Raw genomic sequence first — 15,864 nt, 5'->3', positions numbered from 1 at the left:
TCTCGTGATAGTGTTCAGGAGCGGTACAGCCGGCTGTACTGCACTTCGTGCCGCATCGACAGCAGCGACAGGCCGGGCGTCCAGTTGCCCATCTCGTCGTCTTGCAAGGTTTGCGCCGTCAGGGCCGCCGCTTCCAAGTCCGGCCGCAGCGACAGCAGCAATCGCTGGCCCGCCACCTGCCCCAGCGGCACGGATTTCACGCAGACAAGCACCTGGTTTTCCGCCCACGCAAACAGCATGGCCAGCAGCGCCTCTTCGCGCGGAATAGCCAGCGCCGCCACGGCGCACGCATAGGCCGTGGGCAGGGCCACCTCCGGCTGGCCCTGCAGCATGTCGATCAGCACGCCGTCGGCCACGCCCAGCTCGGCCAGCAATTTGGTCAGCGAATATCCCATCTGGATGGTTTCGGCGCGAAATTCCGCCGTGTCGCGCGAAGCGATGAATCGCTCGCTCCAGCGCTGCACGGCGTGCAGATCCTGCGCTTCGAAGGCTTGCATCAAGCGCCAGCACAGGGGCGCCTCCCAGCGCGCCACCACCTGCGCCAGATGCTGGGCGATCCATTCGCGCGCCGTGGCCGCATCCGTCACCAGGTTTGACTCCAGCGCCGCTTCCAGCCCCTGCGAATAACTGTAGGCGCCGATCGGCAAGGCCGGGCTGGCGAACTGCAGCAAATGCAGCAGGGCCGACGCCTGCATCATGCAGCGTCACCGGGGCGGTGGATCTTTTGCCGCAGCGGCACGGGCGCCAGCAAGTGCTGGCCGTGACCATCGTGGTGGCCATGGCCGCCGCCATACGCGCCCGCCTCGGGCTCGAACGGCGCGCTTTCTTCCGTCACCGTCGCCTGTAAACCTTCCAGCATCTCCTTGAGCACCACGTCCTTGCGGATGCGCAAAAAGCCGTCGCCCACCTGCGCCTGCGTGTGGCGGTTCCCCAGATGGAAGGCGCAACGCAGCAGGGTGTGCGCGTCCGCGCACTGCACCAGATAGGTCGGTTCGCGCGCGGCGACGATCTGCACCACCGTTCCTTCCGGCCCCGTCATGCGTTCGCCGTCGCGCAGCACCGTGCCGCGCACGGTGAACACGGCGACATCCTCGCCATTCGACAGCACGGCGCGCAGCCGGCATTTTTCGCGCTGGTCGTAGGGCAGCACCAGTTGGGCGACGGCGGCGCGATGATCGTCTGCCGTCAGTTTGGTATGCAAAGTGAGCATGCTTGTCTCCTGCCTAAAATAGAAAATAGCGCTGCGCCATGGGCAGCACAGCGGCCGCCTCGCACACGAGCAGCTGGCCGTCGGCGCGCACGGCATAGGTTTCCGGGTCCACTTCCATGTGCGGCGTGGCGCTGTTGTGGACCATGTCGTGCTTGCGCAAGCCGCGCATGTTCTTCACGGCGATGACGGATTTATTCAGTTTGAGCTGATGGCCGATATCGAGCTCGTAGGCCGCCTGCGAGACAAACGTAAACGACTTTTTCAGGCCGCCGCCGAAGGCGCCGAACATCATGCGGTAGTGCACGGGCTGGGGCGTGGGAATCGAGGCGTTCGGGTCGCCCATCTGCGCCGCCGCGATCATGCCGCCTTTTAAGATCATCGACGGCTTGACGCCGAAGAAGGCCGGCTTCCACAGCACGATGTCGGCGATCTTGCCTGCTTCGATCGAGCCCACCACGTGCGAAATGCCATGCGTGATGGCCGGATTGATCGTGTACTTGGCGATATAGCGCTTGGCGCGGAAGTTGTCGCTGCGCGCCGTGTCGGGCGCCAGCGCGCCCCGCTGCACCTTCATCTTGTGCGCCGTCTGCCAGGTGCGCATGATCACTTCGCCCACCCTGCCCATGGCTTGCGAATCGGACGACATCATGGAAATGGCGCCGATATCGTGCAGGATGTCTTCGGCGGCGATGGTTTCGCGGCGGATGCGCGACTCGGCGAACGCCACGTCTTCGGCGATGGCCGGGTCCAGGTGGTGGCACACCATCAGCATGTCCAGGTGCTCGTCGAGCGTGTTGACGGTGAATGGGCGCGTGGGGTTGGTCGACGAGGGCAGCACGTTGGCTTGCCCGACGGCGGCGATGATGTCGGGCGCATGGCCGCCGCCCGCCCCTTCCGTGTGGAAGGTGTGGATGGTGCGGTCCTTGAAGGCCGCCAAGGTGTGTTCCAGGAAGCCGCCCTCGTTGAGGGTATCGCTGTGCAGCGCCACCTGGATATCCATGCGGTCGGCCACCGACAGGCAATTGTCGATGGCGGCCGGCGTGCTGCCCCAGTCTTCGTGCAGTTTCAGGCCGATGGCGCCCGCGCGCACCTGCTCTTCCAGGGGCAGCGGCAAGCTGACGTTCCCTTTTCCCATGAAGCCCAGGTTCATCGGGAAGGCGTCGGCGGCCGCCAGCATGGCGTGCAGATGCCACGGCCCCGGCGTGCAGGTGGTGGCGGCCGTGCCCACGGCCGGCCCCGTGCCGCCGCCCAGCATGGTGGTCACGCCGCTCATCAGGGCTTCCTCGATCTGCTGCGGGCAGATGAAGTGGATGTGCGTGTCGACGCCGCCGGCCGTGACGATCATGCCTTCGCCGGCGATGATTTCCGTCGCGCCGCCGATGGGGAGCGTGACGCCCGGCTGGATGTCCGGATTGCCCGCCTTGCCGATGCCGAAGATCAGGCCGTTTTTCAGGCCGATGTCGGCTTTCACGATGCCCCAGTGGTCGAGGATGACGGCATTCGTGATGACGGTATCCATCACCTCGGCCGCGCAGCGCTGCGACTGGCCCATGCCGTCGCGGATCACCTTGCCGCCGCCGAATTTCACTTCTTCGCCGTAGATCGCGTAGTCATGCTCGATCTCGATGAACAGTTCCGTGTCGGCCAGGCGGATGCGGTCGCCCTTGGTGGGGCCGAACATTTCGGCGTACGCGCTGCGGGGAATGCTGGCCATCTCAATCCTTTCCCGGTGGAGTGTCTTGCAGTTCACCCATCACTGCCCCATTGAAGCCGTAGACCTTGCGCTCGCCCGCCAGCGCCACCAGTTCCACCGTGCGCTGCTGGCCCGGTTCGAAGCGCACGGCCGTGCCAGCCGTGATATTGAGGCGCATGCCGTAGGCGCGCCAGCGCTCGAAGGCCAGCGCCGGGTTGACTTCGAAAAAGTGGAAATGCGAGCCCACCTGGATCGGCCGGTCGCCCCGGTTGGCCACCACCACGGTAGCCGTGGCGCGGCCCGCATTGAGGCTGATTTCGCCTTCTTCCAATTGGTATTCGCCTGGGGTCATAATATTTTCCTTCGTCAAAGCGCTCTACGCTGGCCGGCGGATCGCCGGCGCCACACAGGCACGGCGCGGATGGCGCCCTGCCATGCAATCAAAACTACGGTATCGGGTGGTGCACGGTCACCAGCTTGCTGCCGTCGGGGAAGGTCGCTTCCACCTGGATATCGGGGATCATCTCGGCGATGCCGTCCATGACGTCGGCGCGCGACAGAATTTTTGTACCGTCCGACATCAGCTGCGCCACCGACTTGCCATCGCGCGCCCCTTCCATGATGGCGGCGCTGATCAGGGCCACCGCTTCCGGATAATTGAGCTTCAAGCCGCGCGCCAGGCGCCGTTCGGCCAGCAGCGCGGCCGTAAAAATGAGCAGCTTGTCTTTTTCGCGGGGAGTCAGGTCCATGGTTTTCCTTGCGCTTCTTTCCTGATTAAGTGTTCCAGATGCGGGGCACGACGGCGTCGCGTCCCAGCATGGCGGGACGCAGCAGCTGCCAGGCGGCCAGCATGATGCGGCGCGCCGCCTCGCTGTCGCCGCACAGCAGGCGCACCACCACCAGCGCTTTCATGTGCGTGGCGCCAAACGCGGCGCCGGCCGGCACGGCGATCTCGCGCACGGCCGCCAGCACGGCGGGAGAAACGGGCATGCCGACGGCGATCAGGGTGGCGCACACCGTGTGGCCCCCCAGTCCCAGCGGGCTGGCCATCAGGGCGCCGCCGGCGGCCAGCACGCCCTGCTCCCACCACAGCAGCTTGCCGCCGCGGCGTATCTGCACCTGCTGGCTGATGCTGCCCGTGTTGAACATTTCGCCCGAGGCGCTGCGGCCCAGGCAGACGATGTCGCAGCCGATGTAGCCGGCGTCCGGCGCCAGTTCCACCTCGTGGCGCAGGCGCACGCAAGCCTGGTCAAAGAAGATGCTTTCCTGCGGCAGCCACTCGATGGCGGCGCCGCTGCCGGCGCGCAGCACGAGGTGCTGGCCCGAGACATGGCCGTTCGCGCGGTACCACTTGGCGGCGCCCGGCGACGTGAGCAAGGCGTGCGCGCCCTCGCCCACCGTGGCGTCGACGGCCAGCTGGTCGCCGCCCACCACGCCGCCGGGCGGATGGATGACGATGGCGTGGCAGACGGCATCGCCTTCCGGATACAGGGGCTTTTGCACGCGCAGGGGGCCGCTGTGCGTGCGCTCGACGAGACGGCTGACGCCATCGTGCAGCGCAAAGCCCAGGCGCAAATGCGCCTGCCAGGCGCTGTGCGCGCTGGCGGCAGAAGGCGTTGCGAAATGTGGGCTGTCTGGCATGCACTGCAATCGTGTAAATAACGATTTACAAAGCAGGATGCATGCCAGCGTCAGAGGGAAGAAACGTGAGAATCATGCACCGCATTGCGGCGCCCGCACCATATCAGTGCAATTACAGTGCAGGCGCGGCGCGGGGTGTGCTTATGCCGACACGGCTGCCGGCGCCACCGTCAGCACGCGCCGTTCGCGCAGCAGCGCCGTGAAGGCTTCCGCGGCCAGGGGGCGGCTGAAATAATAGCCCTGCATTTCGTCGCAGCCGTGTTCCGTCAAAAAATCCACCTGCTCGCGCGTTTCCACGCCTTCGGCGATGACGCGCATGTCCAGGTTGTGCGCCAGCGAGATGACGGAACGGGCGATGGCCGCATCGCTGCTGCTGGTGGTGACGTCGTCGACGAACGATTTGTCGATCTTCAGCACGTCGATGGGGAAGCGTTTCAGGTAGCCGAGGCTGGAATAGCCGGTGCCGAAGTCGTCGAGCGAAATGCCCACGCCGATATCCTTCAGGCGCGTCAGGGCCGCCACCGCCTTGTCCGGGTCGCCCATCACCGTGCTTTCCGTGATTTCGATGCCCAGGCAGGCGGGCGCAATGGCGTATTTGCGCAAGGCCGCCTCGACGAACGGCACCGTGCGGTCTTGCGCGAACTGCTTGCCGGACAGGTTGACGGCCACCTTGATGCTGCCCAGGCCCGCGTCGTGCCAGGCGCGGATTTGCGCGCAGACGCTTTCGAGCACCCATTCGCCGATGGCCGTGATCGAGCCATATTCCTCGGCCAGCGCGATGAACAGGCCGGGCGGCACCTTGCCCAGCACCGGGTTATCCCAGCGCAGCAAGGCTTCCGCGCCCAGCAAGGCGCCCGTGCGCAAGCACATCTGCGGCTGGTAGTGCACTTCGAATTCATCACGGCCGATGGCGCCGCGCAGCTGCTGCTGCATCGCCAGGCGGGCGCGGATGTCGCTGCCCATGCGCTCCGTGAAGAAGGCGTAATGGTCGCGCCCCATTTCCTTGGCGCGCACGAGGGCCGTGTCGGCGTGGCGCAGCACGTCGTCGAGGCTGTCGCCGTCGGCCGGGCACATGGCGATGCCGATGCTGGTCGTCAGCGCCAGGCGCTCGCCATCGACGCTGAGTTCCTCGCGCAAGCCGGCCAGGATGGTTTGCGCCAGCGCAAGCGTGCGCCCCAGCAGGGCATCGTCCTGCAGCAGGATCTGGAATTCGTCGCCGCCCTGGCGCACCACCGTGTCGCCTTCGCGCACGCAGCCGGACAGGAAACGCGCCACCACTTGCAGCGCCTTGTCGCCCACGGCCTGGCCGTGCGAATCGTTGATGTTCTTGAAGCGGTCCAGGTCCAGGCACATCAGCACCACTTGCTGGCCGTCGCGCAGGGCGTTCGCGCGCGCCTGTTCGAAGCGCTCGCGCAGCAGCACGCGGTTCGGCAAGCCCGTCAACGCGTCGTGGTAGGAGAGGAAATCGATCAGATGCTGCTCGGCCTTGCGCTCGCTGATGTCGAGGAAGACGCCGATGTAGTTGACGACGGCGCCGTCGGGGCCGTGCACGGTGGAGACGCTGAGCAGGCAGGGATAGGTGTCGCCGCTCCTGCGCCGCGTCTGCACCTCGCCCGACCAGCAGCCGCTGCTGCGCAAGCCCTGGCGCAGGGCCAGCAGCACCGCCTCGCCCGTGTATTCGGCGTGCAGGCGCAAAATGTCCGTGCCCACCACTTCCTGCGCCGCGTAGCCGGTGATGCGCGTAAAGGCGGGGTTGGCCGTGACGATGACGCCGGCCGGATCGGTGATCAGGATGGCGTCCTGCGTCGCTTCGAAGACCTGGCCCGACAGGCGCAGCAATTCCTCATTGGCGCGGCGGATCTGCACTTCGCGCGCCAAGGTGCTGGCCACCTGCTCCAGTTCGGCCGTGCGTTCGGCCACGCGCCGTTCCAGGTTGGCGCGCTCCTGCGCCAGCTGCAGCTGCGCCCGCGCCAGGCGCACGTGGGCGTCCGTGCGGGCCAGGATTTCCTCGGCCTGGAAGGGTTTGGCGATGAAATCGACGGCGCCCAGCGCGAAGCCGCGCACCTTGTCGTCCGTGTCGTACTGGGCCGACAGGAAGATCACCGGCACCTGGCGCAGCGACGGTATCTCCTTCAGGCGGCGGCACACTTCAAAGCCGTCGAGGCCGGGCATGCGCACGTCGAGCAGGATCAGCTCGGGCGGGCGCGCCTGGGCCGTCCACAGGGCCAGTTCGCCGTTCGGCGCCTGGCGCACCGCATAGCCGGCGCCGCCCAGCAAATCGCTCAACAGCTTCAGCGAAGCCGGCGTATCTTCAACGATCAGTACTTCGCCCTTCGAATTCACTTCCGAAAAATCGCGGTGCATGTAGCAGTTCTCTCAGCTTTGGATGAGGCGCGGCGGTCCGTTGCCGCGCTGGACAAGACATTTCTTTGCGATGAACTACGTACTATCATCATAATCTTTATTGCAATTTAGCACCATCCATCGGCGGCACTTAGTCCGTCTTTTCAGCGAATCCGATGTTGTCAGCCCACACTTTTCAAGCGTGCGCCAGCGCGCCCTCATTCTCCAGCAAGTCGCACAGCTGACGGTATTGATGCTGGTCAAGCATCGCCTGCAGCGGCGCCAGCACGGGCGCGGCCGCCGGCGGCAAGGCGCCCAGCAACAGTGCCACCCTGGCCAGGTTCAATTCGCGCAGCGCCACCAGCAAGGCGGCGCGCTCTTCCCCGGCCAGCAGCAGCAAGTCTTGCGCCCGCAATGCCGGCGGCGCCTCGGGCGCCGGCGCCACGGGCAGCGGCACGGGCGCCGCCACGGGCGCCTCGGCCGCCTGCGCGGGTATGCTGAAACGGAAGGTGGCGCCCTGCCCCGGCATGGATTCCACCGTCAGTTCGCCTTTCATCAATTGCACGAATTCGCGCGAGATGGCCAAGCCCAGGCCCGTGCCATCCTTCGGTCCCGCGCTGTCGGCCTGCACGAAAGGCTCGAAGATGCGCTGCTGGTCTTCCGGGGCGATGCCGATGCCCGTGTCGCTGACGGCGAACGACAGGCGCCACGTGGCGTCATCGCGCCGCTCGCCGCGCACGCGCAAGGCGACCTCGCCGCCGCCGGCAAACTTGACGGCGTTCGACATCAGGTTCAGCAGCACCTGGCGCAAACGCGTCGCGTCGAGCAGCACGGCCGCCGGCACGTCGGCGCAATCGAGGCGCAAGGCCAGCCCCTGCTGCTCGGCGCGCATGCCCAGCATGTCCATCACTTCCTGCAGCAGGGGCGCCAGCGCCACCACGGCCGTCTGCGCGTGCAGGCGCCCCGCCTCGCCCTTCGACAGTTCGAGGATTTCATTGATCAACGTCAATAAATGATTGCCGGAGCGGTGGATGATGGCCAGGTTGCGCTTTTCATCGTCCTGCATGTTCGGCGAGGCGGCCATCAGGCGCGAAAAGCCGATCACGGAATTCAAGGGCGTGCGCAGTTCGTGGCTCATGTTCGCCAGGAAGGTGCTCTTGGCGCGGTTCGCCGCCTGCGCCTGGCTGACGGCCACCGACAGGGCGCTCGTGCGCTCGGCCACCAGTTCTTCCAGGTGATGGCGGTGGCGCAGCAGTTCCAGTTCGGCCTCGCGGTGCGCCGTGATGTCGTAGTTCGAACCCACCAGGCGCATGGGCCGCCCCTGCCCGTCGCGGAAGATCACGGCATCGGCCTTGATGTAGCGGATGGCGCCATCGGGCCACAGGATGCGGTACTCGTGCGTGAAGGCCTGGCCGGCGCCCAGCGCGGCGCGCAGGGCCTCCTTGGCGGCCGGCACGTCGTCCGGCATCAGCGCCGCGCGCCAGATCGCCGCCGGCGCCATCGTGCTGTCCGCATCGGCCTTGAACTGCGCATACATCTGCTCGTCCCACTGCAAGGCATCGTTGATGACGTTCCAGTCCCAGATGCCGATGCTGGCCGCGCCGGTGGCCATCTGCACGCGCTCCTCGCTGCGCTGCAAGGCGCGGTAGCGGCTGTCGAGCAGCGCCACCATGTCGCGGATGGAACGGTACAGCGTGCGCAGCTCGCCCAGGAACCACGCTTTCGGCGGGGTGCCGGCCGCTTCGCTCTGCCCTGCCTGGACGCCGGCCGCATACTGGCCGATGGCCTTCAGGGGCTTGAGCATCAGACACCACATGAGCAGCCAGATGCTGGCCACCAGGATCACGTCGAGCGCCACGATCATGGCGCCGATGCCCAGCGCGCGTTGCCGCAGCTGCGCGTGCAGCAGGGCCGGCGTCGCATACACGGCCACGTTGCCGATGACTTGCCCGCCCATCGTCACGGGGCGCCGCTGCACCAGCCAGCCGGGTTCCGCGGACAGCGAGGAAAAACTGCCGATGGCGCCGGTCGCGGTGCGGCGCAGCACCAGCGCTTCCTTGCCGATGCCCGGCGTCAGGGAGCTGGCCACCAGGTCGCGCTTGCCCAGCGTGCTGCGCATGATGGCCTGCATCTGCTTTTCATCGAGATTCCACAAGGGCAGTTCGATGGCCACGGCCAGCTGGTCCGCGCTCAGGGCCAGGCTGCGGTGCAGCTGCTGCCAGCGCTGCTCGCGTTCGGACTGGTAAAACAGCACGGCAAACACCAGCAGCAGCGCGGTGACGACAAAGGTCAGCGCCACGCTGACGGCCAGCACGATGGAGACGCCGCCCAGGCGCGCGCCCTTGGATGCGTGAACCATCATGCGTCTTCGCCCTGTGGTTCGCTGGCCAGCTGCGCCAGCAAGGCGCACAGCGGCTGGTACTGATGCTGTTCCAGCATGGCGGCGATGTGCGCAGCCAGCTGCGGCAGGCTGGTCGCCACGCCGGCCAGCACGATGGCGCTGCGCCGCAAATCGAGGGCCCGCACGGATTCGAGCAGCGCCTGCCGTTCGGCCGCGCCCAGCTGGCCCAGCGCCTGCTGCAGGTCGAAGGCGGCCGCCGGCACGCGCGGCGGCGCGGCGGCGGTGCGCTGGAAGCGCACGCCCAGTTGCTGCTCCAGCATGGCGAACAGGTGTTCCTGTTCGATCGGCTTGCGCAGGAAGCCGTCGGCGCCGGCGGCCAGCGCCTCCTGCTTTTCTTCCTCGAAGGCGGAGGCGGTCATGATCACCAGGCGCGGCTGCACCAGCGCCGGTTGCGCGCGCAGCCAGCGCGTCAGCGCCAGGCCGTCCATGTCCGGCATGCGCCAGTCGCTGAGCACGATGTCGTAGCGCTGCGCCGCCAGCATGGCTTGCGCCTGCACGCCGCCGGCAGCCTCCTGCAGCTGGAAGCCCAGCGGCGCCAGCAAGCCGGCCAGCAGCTTGCGGCAGTTGTCGTCATCGTCGACCAGCAGCACCGTGCGCCCGCGCTGGCCCGCCGGCAGGCGCGCCACGCGGCCCGGCGCCAGCGGTGCGGCGGCAGGGCACTGCACGCAGGGGGCGCGCAAGTCGAAGTGGAACACGGAGCCGGCCCCCAAGGTCGACTCGACGCGCAGCTCGCCGCCCATCAGGCGCACGAATTCGCGCGAAATGGTCAGCCCCAGTCCCGTGCCGGCCTGCGCCACGGCGCTGTCGGCCTGCACGAACGGTTCGAAGATGCGTTCCAGGTCCTCTTGCGCGATGCCGCTGCCCGTATCGCGCACGGCAAACGCCAGCGCCACTTGCCCATCATCGTCTGCCTGGCAGGCCAGCGACAGGGTCACGCTGCCCTGCTCGATGAACTTGAGCGCATTCGACAGCAAATTGAGCAGCACCTGGCGCAGCTTGGCGCCGTCGAGGCGCACCAGCGGCGGCACGCCGGAACGCTCCAGCCGCAGCGCGATGCCCTGGTCGCCGGAGCGCATGCGCACCATCTCGAGTACCTCGTCGAGCAAGCCGTTCAAGTCCACGGGCCCCGCTTGCAGCTGCATGCGGCCCGCCTCGATCTTCGACAATTCGAGGATATCGTTGATCAAGGTCAGCAAATGATGGCCGGCGCGGTTGATGATGGCCAGGTTATGCTTTTCTTCCTCGAACATGCTGCTCGAATCGGCCATCATCTGCGAAAAACCGATCACGGAATTCAAGGGCGTGCGCAATTCGTGGCTCATGTTGGCCAGGAAGACGCTTTTCGCGCGGTTCGCTGATTCAGCCTCGGTGACGGCCACCGACAGGGCCGCCGTGCGCTGCTGCACCAGCTCTTCCAGGTGGTCGCGGTAGCCGAGCAGTTCCTGCTCGCTGTGCTTGCGCTCGGAAATGTCGACGATGCCGCTGCGCACCAGGCGCCGCCCTTCCATCGGCAAGCGCACCAGCCGCACTTCGCAGGGAAAGATGCTGCCGTCGGCGCGCCGCACATTGCGCTCGACCAGGATGGGTTCCCCCAGCATGGCGCGGCGCAGATGCTCTTCCATCATCAGTCCCAGCGGCAGGCCATCGGGCTGCTCGCCCGTGTACAGGTCGAACGGCCCGCGCGCCAGCAGCGCTTCGCGCGACATCCCCAGCATGCGCTGCGCGCTGCTGTTGGCGTCGATGAAGCGGTCCAGGTCCAGGTCATATACGACGATGGCTTCGGGCGCATGCTCGACGAGGATGCGGAAGCGCTGCTCGCTTTCGCGCGCATCGCTCTCGGCGCGGCGCAGGCGGCGGCGCTGCAGCAGCAAGGCGCTCAGCATGCACGCCATGGCGAGAAATACGGCGCCGGCCGACAGCACGGCGACGCGGTGCTCGTGCCACAGTTGCGGCGGACGGTTGAAGAACAGGGTGTGCGGCGGCAGTCGGCTGATATCCGCATCCCAGCGCTGCAGCTGTTCCCAGTCATACATGGGCACCGGGTGCGCCGGCGGCAGCAGGGCGCCCGGCGCGGCAGGCGCCTTGCCGGCCAACACGGCCAGCGACATCTGCGCCACCTGCTGCGCGGCCCGCTCGATGTGCAGGATGGAGCCACCCAGGATGCCCTTGCCGACCGTCGCGTTATACATGCCAAAGGCGGGCACATTGGCCAGCCGCGCCAGTTGGGCGGCAAACTGCACCGGCGTGGCGATGTTGCCGTCCACGTCGCGGTTGACATTGCCCGCCACCAGCAGCGTATCGGCGGGCAAGCGCGCCACGGCCGCGCGCATCTGTTCCAGGCTCAGGTCATCGAGGTAGCGCATGGCCACCTTGCCCTGCCACGCCTGCGCCGCCTGCTGCATGTTGCGCTTCAGGGCCTGGTCGGCCTCGCTGGCGCCGACGGCCATGACGATGGTTTTGGTCTCCGGGAACAGCGCCATGGCTTGCGCCAGCGTGCCGGCAAAATCGACGTTCGCCTTTTGCTGCCAGATGGAAGACGGGCTACCGGCCGGCAAGGCCTTGCCCGAGGTATTGATCGCCAGCACGGGCACGCCGCGCGCCAGCGGCGCCAAGTCCGACAGCAGCAAATCGAGCGCCGGCTGCTGCATGGCGATGATCAGGTCGGCCTTGCGGCCCATCATCCTGGTGTATCTTAAAAGCAACAAATCGCGCATCTCATTGCGCAGCGCCGGGTCGCCCTGGGTATTCAGGTTCAGGTGCTCGACCATGATGTCTTCGCTGGCCAGGCCCGCAGCGGCCATGGCGGCCACATAGGTGCGCGTGTACGATTCCACACCGGCGCGGCCGTAATCGTAAGCGTTGAGAAACAGCACCCGCTGCCCCTGGTGCGGCGCCGCCGAGTCCGGCGTCGCGGCCGGCACGGCGGCCGGGGCCGCGGCAACACAGCATACCAGCAGCAATGCGCAGCCACAGCGGCGCACCGCTGCCCTGCCCAGCCCGCCGCCAGGCACCTCACGCATCCTTCGCCATGCCCATGCTCACCCCCGCCTGTCACCATGTTTCAACTATGCGCTGACTGCTCAGCCACCGACACTTACAAAAACATGATAACGTCAACTGCAGGGGCAAGTCTATTCCTTAGGGCAATCTTTTGGTGATCGCCATGTCTTTCTATATGACCCAGGCGCCGCCGGTCATCTGCTGGCTGAGCGCGGCATGAACTCTTGCTGGCGCCATGCCAGCCATTGCGCTAGCATGGCCTTTTGCCCGGAAAGCGTCCATGACCATCACCCTGCGTCCCGCCCTTGATTCGGATATCGACGCCCTGTGGGCCCTGCGCACGGTAGCCGTGCGCGTCAGTTGCGCCATGCATTATGCGCCGGAGCAAATTACTGCGTGGACGGCTACGCCTGTGCCGCGGGCGTATGCCGCCATGCTGGCCGCGGGTGGCGGCGTCGTGGCGATGCAGGGCGAGGCCATTGCCGGCTATGCCATGCTCGATGCGGACAAGCAGGAAGTGGAGGCCGTGTTCGTCGATCCGGCGCGCGCGGGACTCGGCATCGGCAAGCGGCTGCTGGCGGCGCTGGAGCAATTGGCGCGCGGGCACGGCATTGCGTGCCTGCACCTGTCCGCATCGCTCAATGCCGTGCCGTTTTACCGGGCCGCAGGGTTTATTTCCTTGCGCGAGGAAGCGTATGCCCACCCCAGCGGCATCAGCCTGGCCAGCATGGCGATGGAAAAGGCGCTGGCGGCCGCCTGAGCCGTCAATCGCCCATCGCAGCAGCTTCGGACTCGTTGCGCGCCGACGGCGATCAGGCAGATGGCCGAGCCGTCGTACCACGCGTCCAGGCGTTCCTTGCCCTCATTCATATTGCTCTGATTCATGTTGCACATCGCTCAGCAAATCGGCAGGCGCCGCGACGCTGGCGCTGCCTTGCGGCACGGGAAACACGAAAGCCAGCTGTTTATTCTCCGCCATGCCGGGCAGCCATTTAGCCAGAAAATCATCGAGAGCGATGGCACGCGGCTGGAAATGTTCCCAGTCGCCGCTGGCGCACGCTTGCGCGAATGCCGCTTCCGGCCAGAACGGTATCGCCACCTTGCCGTCAAGCTGCGCCGTGGCCCAGCCGTCATGGTGCAAGCCCCACACTTCTTGCGTATCGGCCACCTTGCGCACAAAGTAGGCATGACGCTCGGCGGACGGCAGCCCCGCCACCTGCTTGAACTTGTCAGGATGCATGCTCGCCTCCTGCCTCGTCCCATACCCGCAGCTGCGGCGTGCACCAGCCCGTCACCATGTCGAGGGCGTCCAGTATCACGTCTTCCAGCGGCCCTTCCTGAGCGCCGTCCTCCATAGACGGGCGCAATTCCTGCAGCAAGGCGGCCACTTGCTGCGCCGTCACGCCGCTGGCGCGGTAGCGCAGCAGGATGGCGTGCAGCGTCAATAACTCTGCCCTGGCGTCCAGCGCGGCCAGCAAGTCCTTGTCGATGTCGGCGATGATGGTTTGCGGCATGTCAATCGGCCTCCCATTCGATGGCGGCCGGCCGCGCCCCGCCTGTCCTGAAAAACGCAGCGAAGGCGTGCTGGCATTCTTCCACCTCCACGCACCACGCTTCCGGATACTCGTCCACCTGGCCATTTGCCAGCAGGTAACTGCAGGCGCCGTCCGCCTCTTCGTCGCCCAGCGAGTGAAAACTCAGGTCGCCCTGTCCCGACAGATACATCAGCCAGGCATTGCCGCCATTGCGCAGCATGCACAGGGCCGGGCCCTGCTCCGCATCCATGGCCAGGGTCAGCCACAGTTCGCACTGGGCCAGCGCGCGCGCCTCCTGCAGCGCCTGCTCCAGCGCAGCAATGGTGTCAACGGCGCGCGGTTCGCCATGCAGATTCAATTCCATCGTCATGTCTTGCTCCCGCTCAAATCGTTTGTCGCCAGCGCCGTGCTCAGGTAGAGCTTGCCGCTCAGATCTTTCAATAAGCTGCTCTGGCGCAAACGGTCCATCACGGGTCCCTTCACTTCGGCCAGGTTCAGGCTGATGCCGCGCTTGGCCAGCGCGCTGTTGAGTTCGATCAAGCCCAGCAAGGCCGTGCTGTCGATCTGGTTGACGGCTGACAGCACCAGCACCAGGTGGCGCGCCGTCGGGTGGCCGCGCAATTCGTCTTCCACCCTCTCCGTCACGGCCTCGACATTGCCGAAGAACAAGCCCGCATCTATGCGCAACAGCAAGACGTCCGGCAAGGTTTGCGCTTCATAGCGCTCCACGTTGCGGAAGTGCTCACTGTTCGGGATACGCCCCAGCACGGCGATGTGCGGGCGGCTGGCGCGCCAGATCAGGGTGCCCATCGACAACAGCACGCCAATCACCACGCCCGCTTCCACGCCCAGCACCAGCACGCCGGCCGTCGTCGCCAGCAGGGCCAGCGCATCGCTGCGGTCGTAGCGCCACGACAGTTTCAAGGTATCCCAGTCCAGCAGGCTGGACACGGCGAAGATGATGGTGGCCGCCAGCACGGGCAGCGGCAGCAGGGCCAGCCAGCCCGTGGGCGCCACCAGCGCCAGCGCCAGCAGGCCGGCCGTGATGATGCTGGCCAGCGGCGTGTTGGCGCCCGCCTGGAAATTGACGGCCGAGCGCGAAATCGACCCCGTGACGGGAAAGCCGCCCGACAGCGCGCTGGCCACGTTGGCCGCGCCCAGGCCCAGCAGTTCGCGGTTGGTATGCAGCTTTTCGCCCCGTTTTTGCGCCAGGGTCTGTGCGGCGGACATGCTCATCAGGAAGATGATGAAGGCGATCAGGAGCGCTGGCGACAGCAAAGTGCGCCAATGGGCGCCGGAGGTGGCCAGGTTCAGGCCCGGCAAGCCGCTGGGCACGTGGCCCGTCGTCTGCACGCCCATCGCTTCCAGGCCGCCATAGGCGACAAGCGCGATGCCGGCCAGCACCAGCGCCATCGGCGCCAGGCGCGCGCCCACGTCGGCCGCCACCTGGTTCAGGCCGCAGCGCCGCAGCAGGCGCGACGCGTACCGCTTGGCCAGCCACAGGAACAGCAGGCCGGACAATCCAAGCACGAGGCTGGGCGCATGCCAGTGGGAAAGCGTCGCCCCCAGCAAGGGCGTGATCTGCCCCCAGATGATCAATATCGCGGCGCCATTGCTGAAACCGCTGATCACGGGGCGCGACAGGAAACTGGCCATGAAGCCCAGGCGCAGCACGCCGCACAGCAGCAGGACGAGGCCGCTGATGAAGGCCAGTTGGGCGGCCAGCACGATATACAGGGAGGAGCCGGGGTCGGCCAGCGGCGCCAGGGCGGCGGCCGTCATCAGGGAAACGATGGCCATGGGGCCCACCGATTGCGTCATGCTGCTGCCGAACAGGGCGTACAGCACGGGCGGCAGGATGCTGGCGTAGATGCCCACCACGGGCGGCAAGCCGGCCACCAGCGCGTAAGCCATGCCTTGCGGCACCATCATCATGGCGACCACGATACCGGCGGTGATGTCTCCGGCCAACAGAGGACGCCGGTATTGCCTGAGCCAGAGCAGCATGAATGATCCCGAAATCTGAAAACCGAAGCCTATC

14 protein-coding genes are annotated in these 15,864 nt (G+C 66.6%); 1 reads left to right on the top strand and 13 read right to left on the bottom strand.

Going from position 1 to position 15,864, the window contains the following annotated elements; all coding sequences use genetic code 11:
* Positions 1-14 precede the first annotated feature (14 nt).
* From CLU94_RS23485 to CLU94_RS23445, 9 genes are all read right to left on the bottom strand, one after another.
* A complete protein-coding gene (locus CLU94_RS23485; protein WP_099668456.1) occupies positions 15-695 on the bottom strand; it encodes an urease accessory protein UreF in 681 nt (226 codons plus the stop codon).
* On the bottom strand, positions 695-1,210 hold the full coding sequence (gene ureE, locus CLU94_RS23480; RefSeq protein WP_099667398.1) for an urease accessory protein UreE: 516 nt from the start codon (positions 1,208-1,210) through the stop codon (positions 695-697). The genes CLU94_RS23485 and ureE overlap by 1 nt, the downstream gene beginning before the upstream one ends.
* A 13-nt stretch (positions 1,211-1,223) precedes the next feature.
* Positions 1,224-2,924: an urease subunit alpha gene (ureC, locus tag CLU94_RS23475; protein ID WP_099667397.1), complete on the bottom strand. Its 1,701-nt coding sequence runs from the start codon at positions 2,922-2,924 to the stop codon at positions 1,224-1,226.
* A gap of 1 nt (position 2,925) precedes the next feature.
* Positions 2,926-3,255: an urease subunit beta gene (locus CLU94_RS23470; RefSeq protein ID WP_035819980.1), complete on the bottom strand. Its 330-nt coding sequence runs from the start codon at positions 3,253-3,255 to the stop codon at positions 2,926-2,928.
* Positions 3,256-3,349: 94 nt separating this feature from the next.
* A complete protein-coding gene (locus tag CLU94_RS23465; RefSeq protein WP_034751936.1) occupies positions 3,350-3,652 on the bottom strand; it encodes an urease subunit gamma in 303 nt (100 codons plus the stop codon).
* A 25-nt stretch (positions 3,653-3,677) separates the two neighbouring features.
* Complete coding sequence (locus tag CLU94_RS23460) at positions 3,678-4,544, bottom strand: urease accessory protein UreD (protein ID WP_099667396.1); 867 nt, start codon at positions 4,542-4,544, stop codon at positions 3,678-3,680.
* Positions 4,545-4,685: 141 nt separating this feature from the next.
* Complete coding sequence (locus CLU94_RS23455; RefSeq protein ID WP_099667395.1) at positions 4,686-6,908, bottom strand: two-component system response regulator; 2,223 nt, start codon at positions 6,906-6,908, stop codon at positions 4,686-4,688.
* 175 nt (positions 6,909-7,083) lie between these two features.
* Positions 7,084-9,249, bottom strand: coding sequence for a sensor histidine kinase (locus CLU94_RS23450; RefSeq protein ID WP_099667394.1), 2,166 nt, complete (start codon positions 9,247-9,249; stop codon positions 7,084-7,086).
* The gene (locus CLU94_RS23445) at positions 9,246-12,308 is read right to left on the bottom strand and encodes a sensor histidine kinase (protein WP_143451516.1); all 3,063 of its coding nucleotides are present in this window, start codon (positions 12,306-12,308) and stop codon (positions 9,246-9,248) included. The genes CLU94_RS23450 and CLU94_RS23445 overlap by 4 nt, the downstream gene beginning before the upstream one ends.
* A gap of 260 nt (positions 12,309-12,568) precedes the next feature.
* Here CLU94_RS23445 and CLU94_RS23440 point away from each other — a divergent pair, with 260 nt between their 5' ends.
* Positions 12,569-13,048: a GNAT family N-acetyltransferase gene (locus CLU94_RS23440; RefSeq protein ID WP_099667392.1), complete on the top strand. Its 480-nt coding sequence runs from the start codon at positions 12,569-12,571 to the stop codon at positions 13,046-13,048.
* 102 nt (positions 13,049-13,150) lie between these two features.
* On the opposite strand, the gene CLU94_RS23435 is transcribed toward CLU94_RS23440, so the two are convergent.
* The 4 genes from CLU94_RS23435 to CLU94_RS23420 are packed head-to-tail and all read right to left on the bottom strand — an operon-like array spanning position 13,151 to position 15,830.
* Positions 13,151-13,528, bottom strand: coding sequence for a DUF2750 domain-containing protein (locus CLU94_RS23435; protein WP_099667391.1), 378 nt, complete (start codon positions 13,526-13,528; stop codon positions 13,151-13,153).
* Positions 13,518-13,802 carry a hypothetical protein gene (locus CLU94_RS23430; protein WP_099667390.1) on the bottom strand — a complete coding sequence of 95 codons (285 nt, stop codon included), beginning with the start codon at positions 13,800-13,802 and terminating at the stop codon, positions 13,518-13,520. Before CLU94_RS23430 ends, CLU94_RS23435 begins: the two co-directional genes overlap by 11 nt.
* Position 13,803: 1 nt before the next feature.
* On the bottom strand, positions 13,804-14,193 hold the full coding sequence (locus CLU94_RS23425) for an Imm1 family immunity protein (protein WP_099667389.1): 390 nt from the start codon (positions 14,191-14,193) through the stop codon (positions 13,804-13,806).
* A complete protein-coding gene (locus CLU94_RS23420) occupies positions 14,190-15,830 on the bottom strand; it encodes a SulP family inorganic anion transporter (RefSeq protein WP_099667388.1) in 1,641 nt (546 codons plus the stop codon). The genes CLU94_RS23425 and CLU94_RS23420 overlap by 4 nt, the downstream gene beginning before the upstream one ends.
* Positions 15,831-15,864: the final 34 nt, after the last annotated feature.

The organism is Janthinobacterium sp. 13 (assembly GCF_002749695.1).
In the GTDB taxonomy this organism is placed as follows: domain Bacteria; phylum Pseudomonadota; class Gammaproteobacteria; order Burkholderiales; family Burkholderiaceae_D; genus Janthinobacterium; species Janthinobacterium kumbetense.
Note: the sequence above shows the minus strand (reverse complement) of the source record. Positions and strands in the feature narration are given on the sequence as shown.

Bases quoted from the DNA above. Each gene is read 5' to 3' on its own strand.
- CLU94_RS23485 (WP_099668456.1), bottom strand. From the start codon at position 695: ATGCAGGCGTCGGCCCTGCTGCATTTGCTGCAGTTCGCCAGCCCGGCC.
- ureE (WP_099667398.1), bottom strand. From the start codon at position 1,210: ATGCTCACTTTGCATACCAAACTGACGGCAGACGATCATCGCGCCGCC.
- ureC (WP_099667397.1), bottom strand. From the start codon at position 2,924: ATGGCCAGCATTCCCCGCAGCGCGTACGCCGAAATGTTCGGCCCCACC.
- CLU94_RS23470 (WP_035819980.1), bottom strand. From the start codon at position 3,255: ATGACCCCAGGCGAATACCAATTGGAAGAAGGCGAAATCAGCCTCAAT.
- CLU94_RS23465 (WP_034751936.1), bottom strand. From the start codon at position 3,652: ATGGACCTGACTCCCCGCGAAAAAGACAAGCTGCTCATTTTTACGGCC.
- CLU94_RS23460 (WP_099667396.1), bottom strand. From the start codon at position 4,544: ATGCCAGACAGCCCACATTTCGCAACGCCTTCTGCCGCCAGCGCGCAC.
- CLU94_RS23455 (WP_099667395.1), bottom strand. From the start codon at position 6,908: ATGCACCGCGATTTTTCGGAAGTGAATTCGAAGGGCGAAGTACTGATC.
- CLU94_RS23450 (WP_099667394.1), bottom strand. From the start codon at position 9,249: ATGATGGTTCACGCATCCAAGGGCGCGCGCCTGGGCGGCGTCTCCATC.
- CLU94_RS23445 (WP_143451516.1), bottom strand. From the start codon at position 12,308: ATGCGTGAGGTGCCTGGCGGCGGGCTGGGCAGGGCAGCGGTGCGCCGC.
- CLU94_RS23440 (WP_099667392.1), top strand. From the start codon at position 12,569: ATGACCATCACCCTGCGTCCCGCCCTTGATTCGGATATCGACGCCCTG.
- CLU94_RS23435 (WP_099667391.1), bottom strand. From the start codon at position 13,528: ATGCATCCTGACAAGTTCAAGCAGGTGGCGGGGCTGCCGTCCGCCGAG.
- CLU94_RS23430 (WP_099667390.1), bottom strand. From the start codon at position 13,802: ATGCCGCAAACCATCATCGCCGACATCGACAAGGACTTGCTGGCCGCG.
- CLU94_RS23425 (WP_099667389.1), bottom strand. From the start codon at position 14,193: ATGACGATGGAATTGAATCTGCATGGCGAACCGCGCGCCGTTGACACC.
- CLU94_RS23420 (WP_099667388.1), bottom strand. From the start codon at position 15,830: ATGCTGCTCTGGCTCAGGCAATACCGGCGTCCTCTGTTGGCCGGAGAC.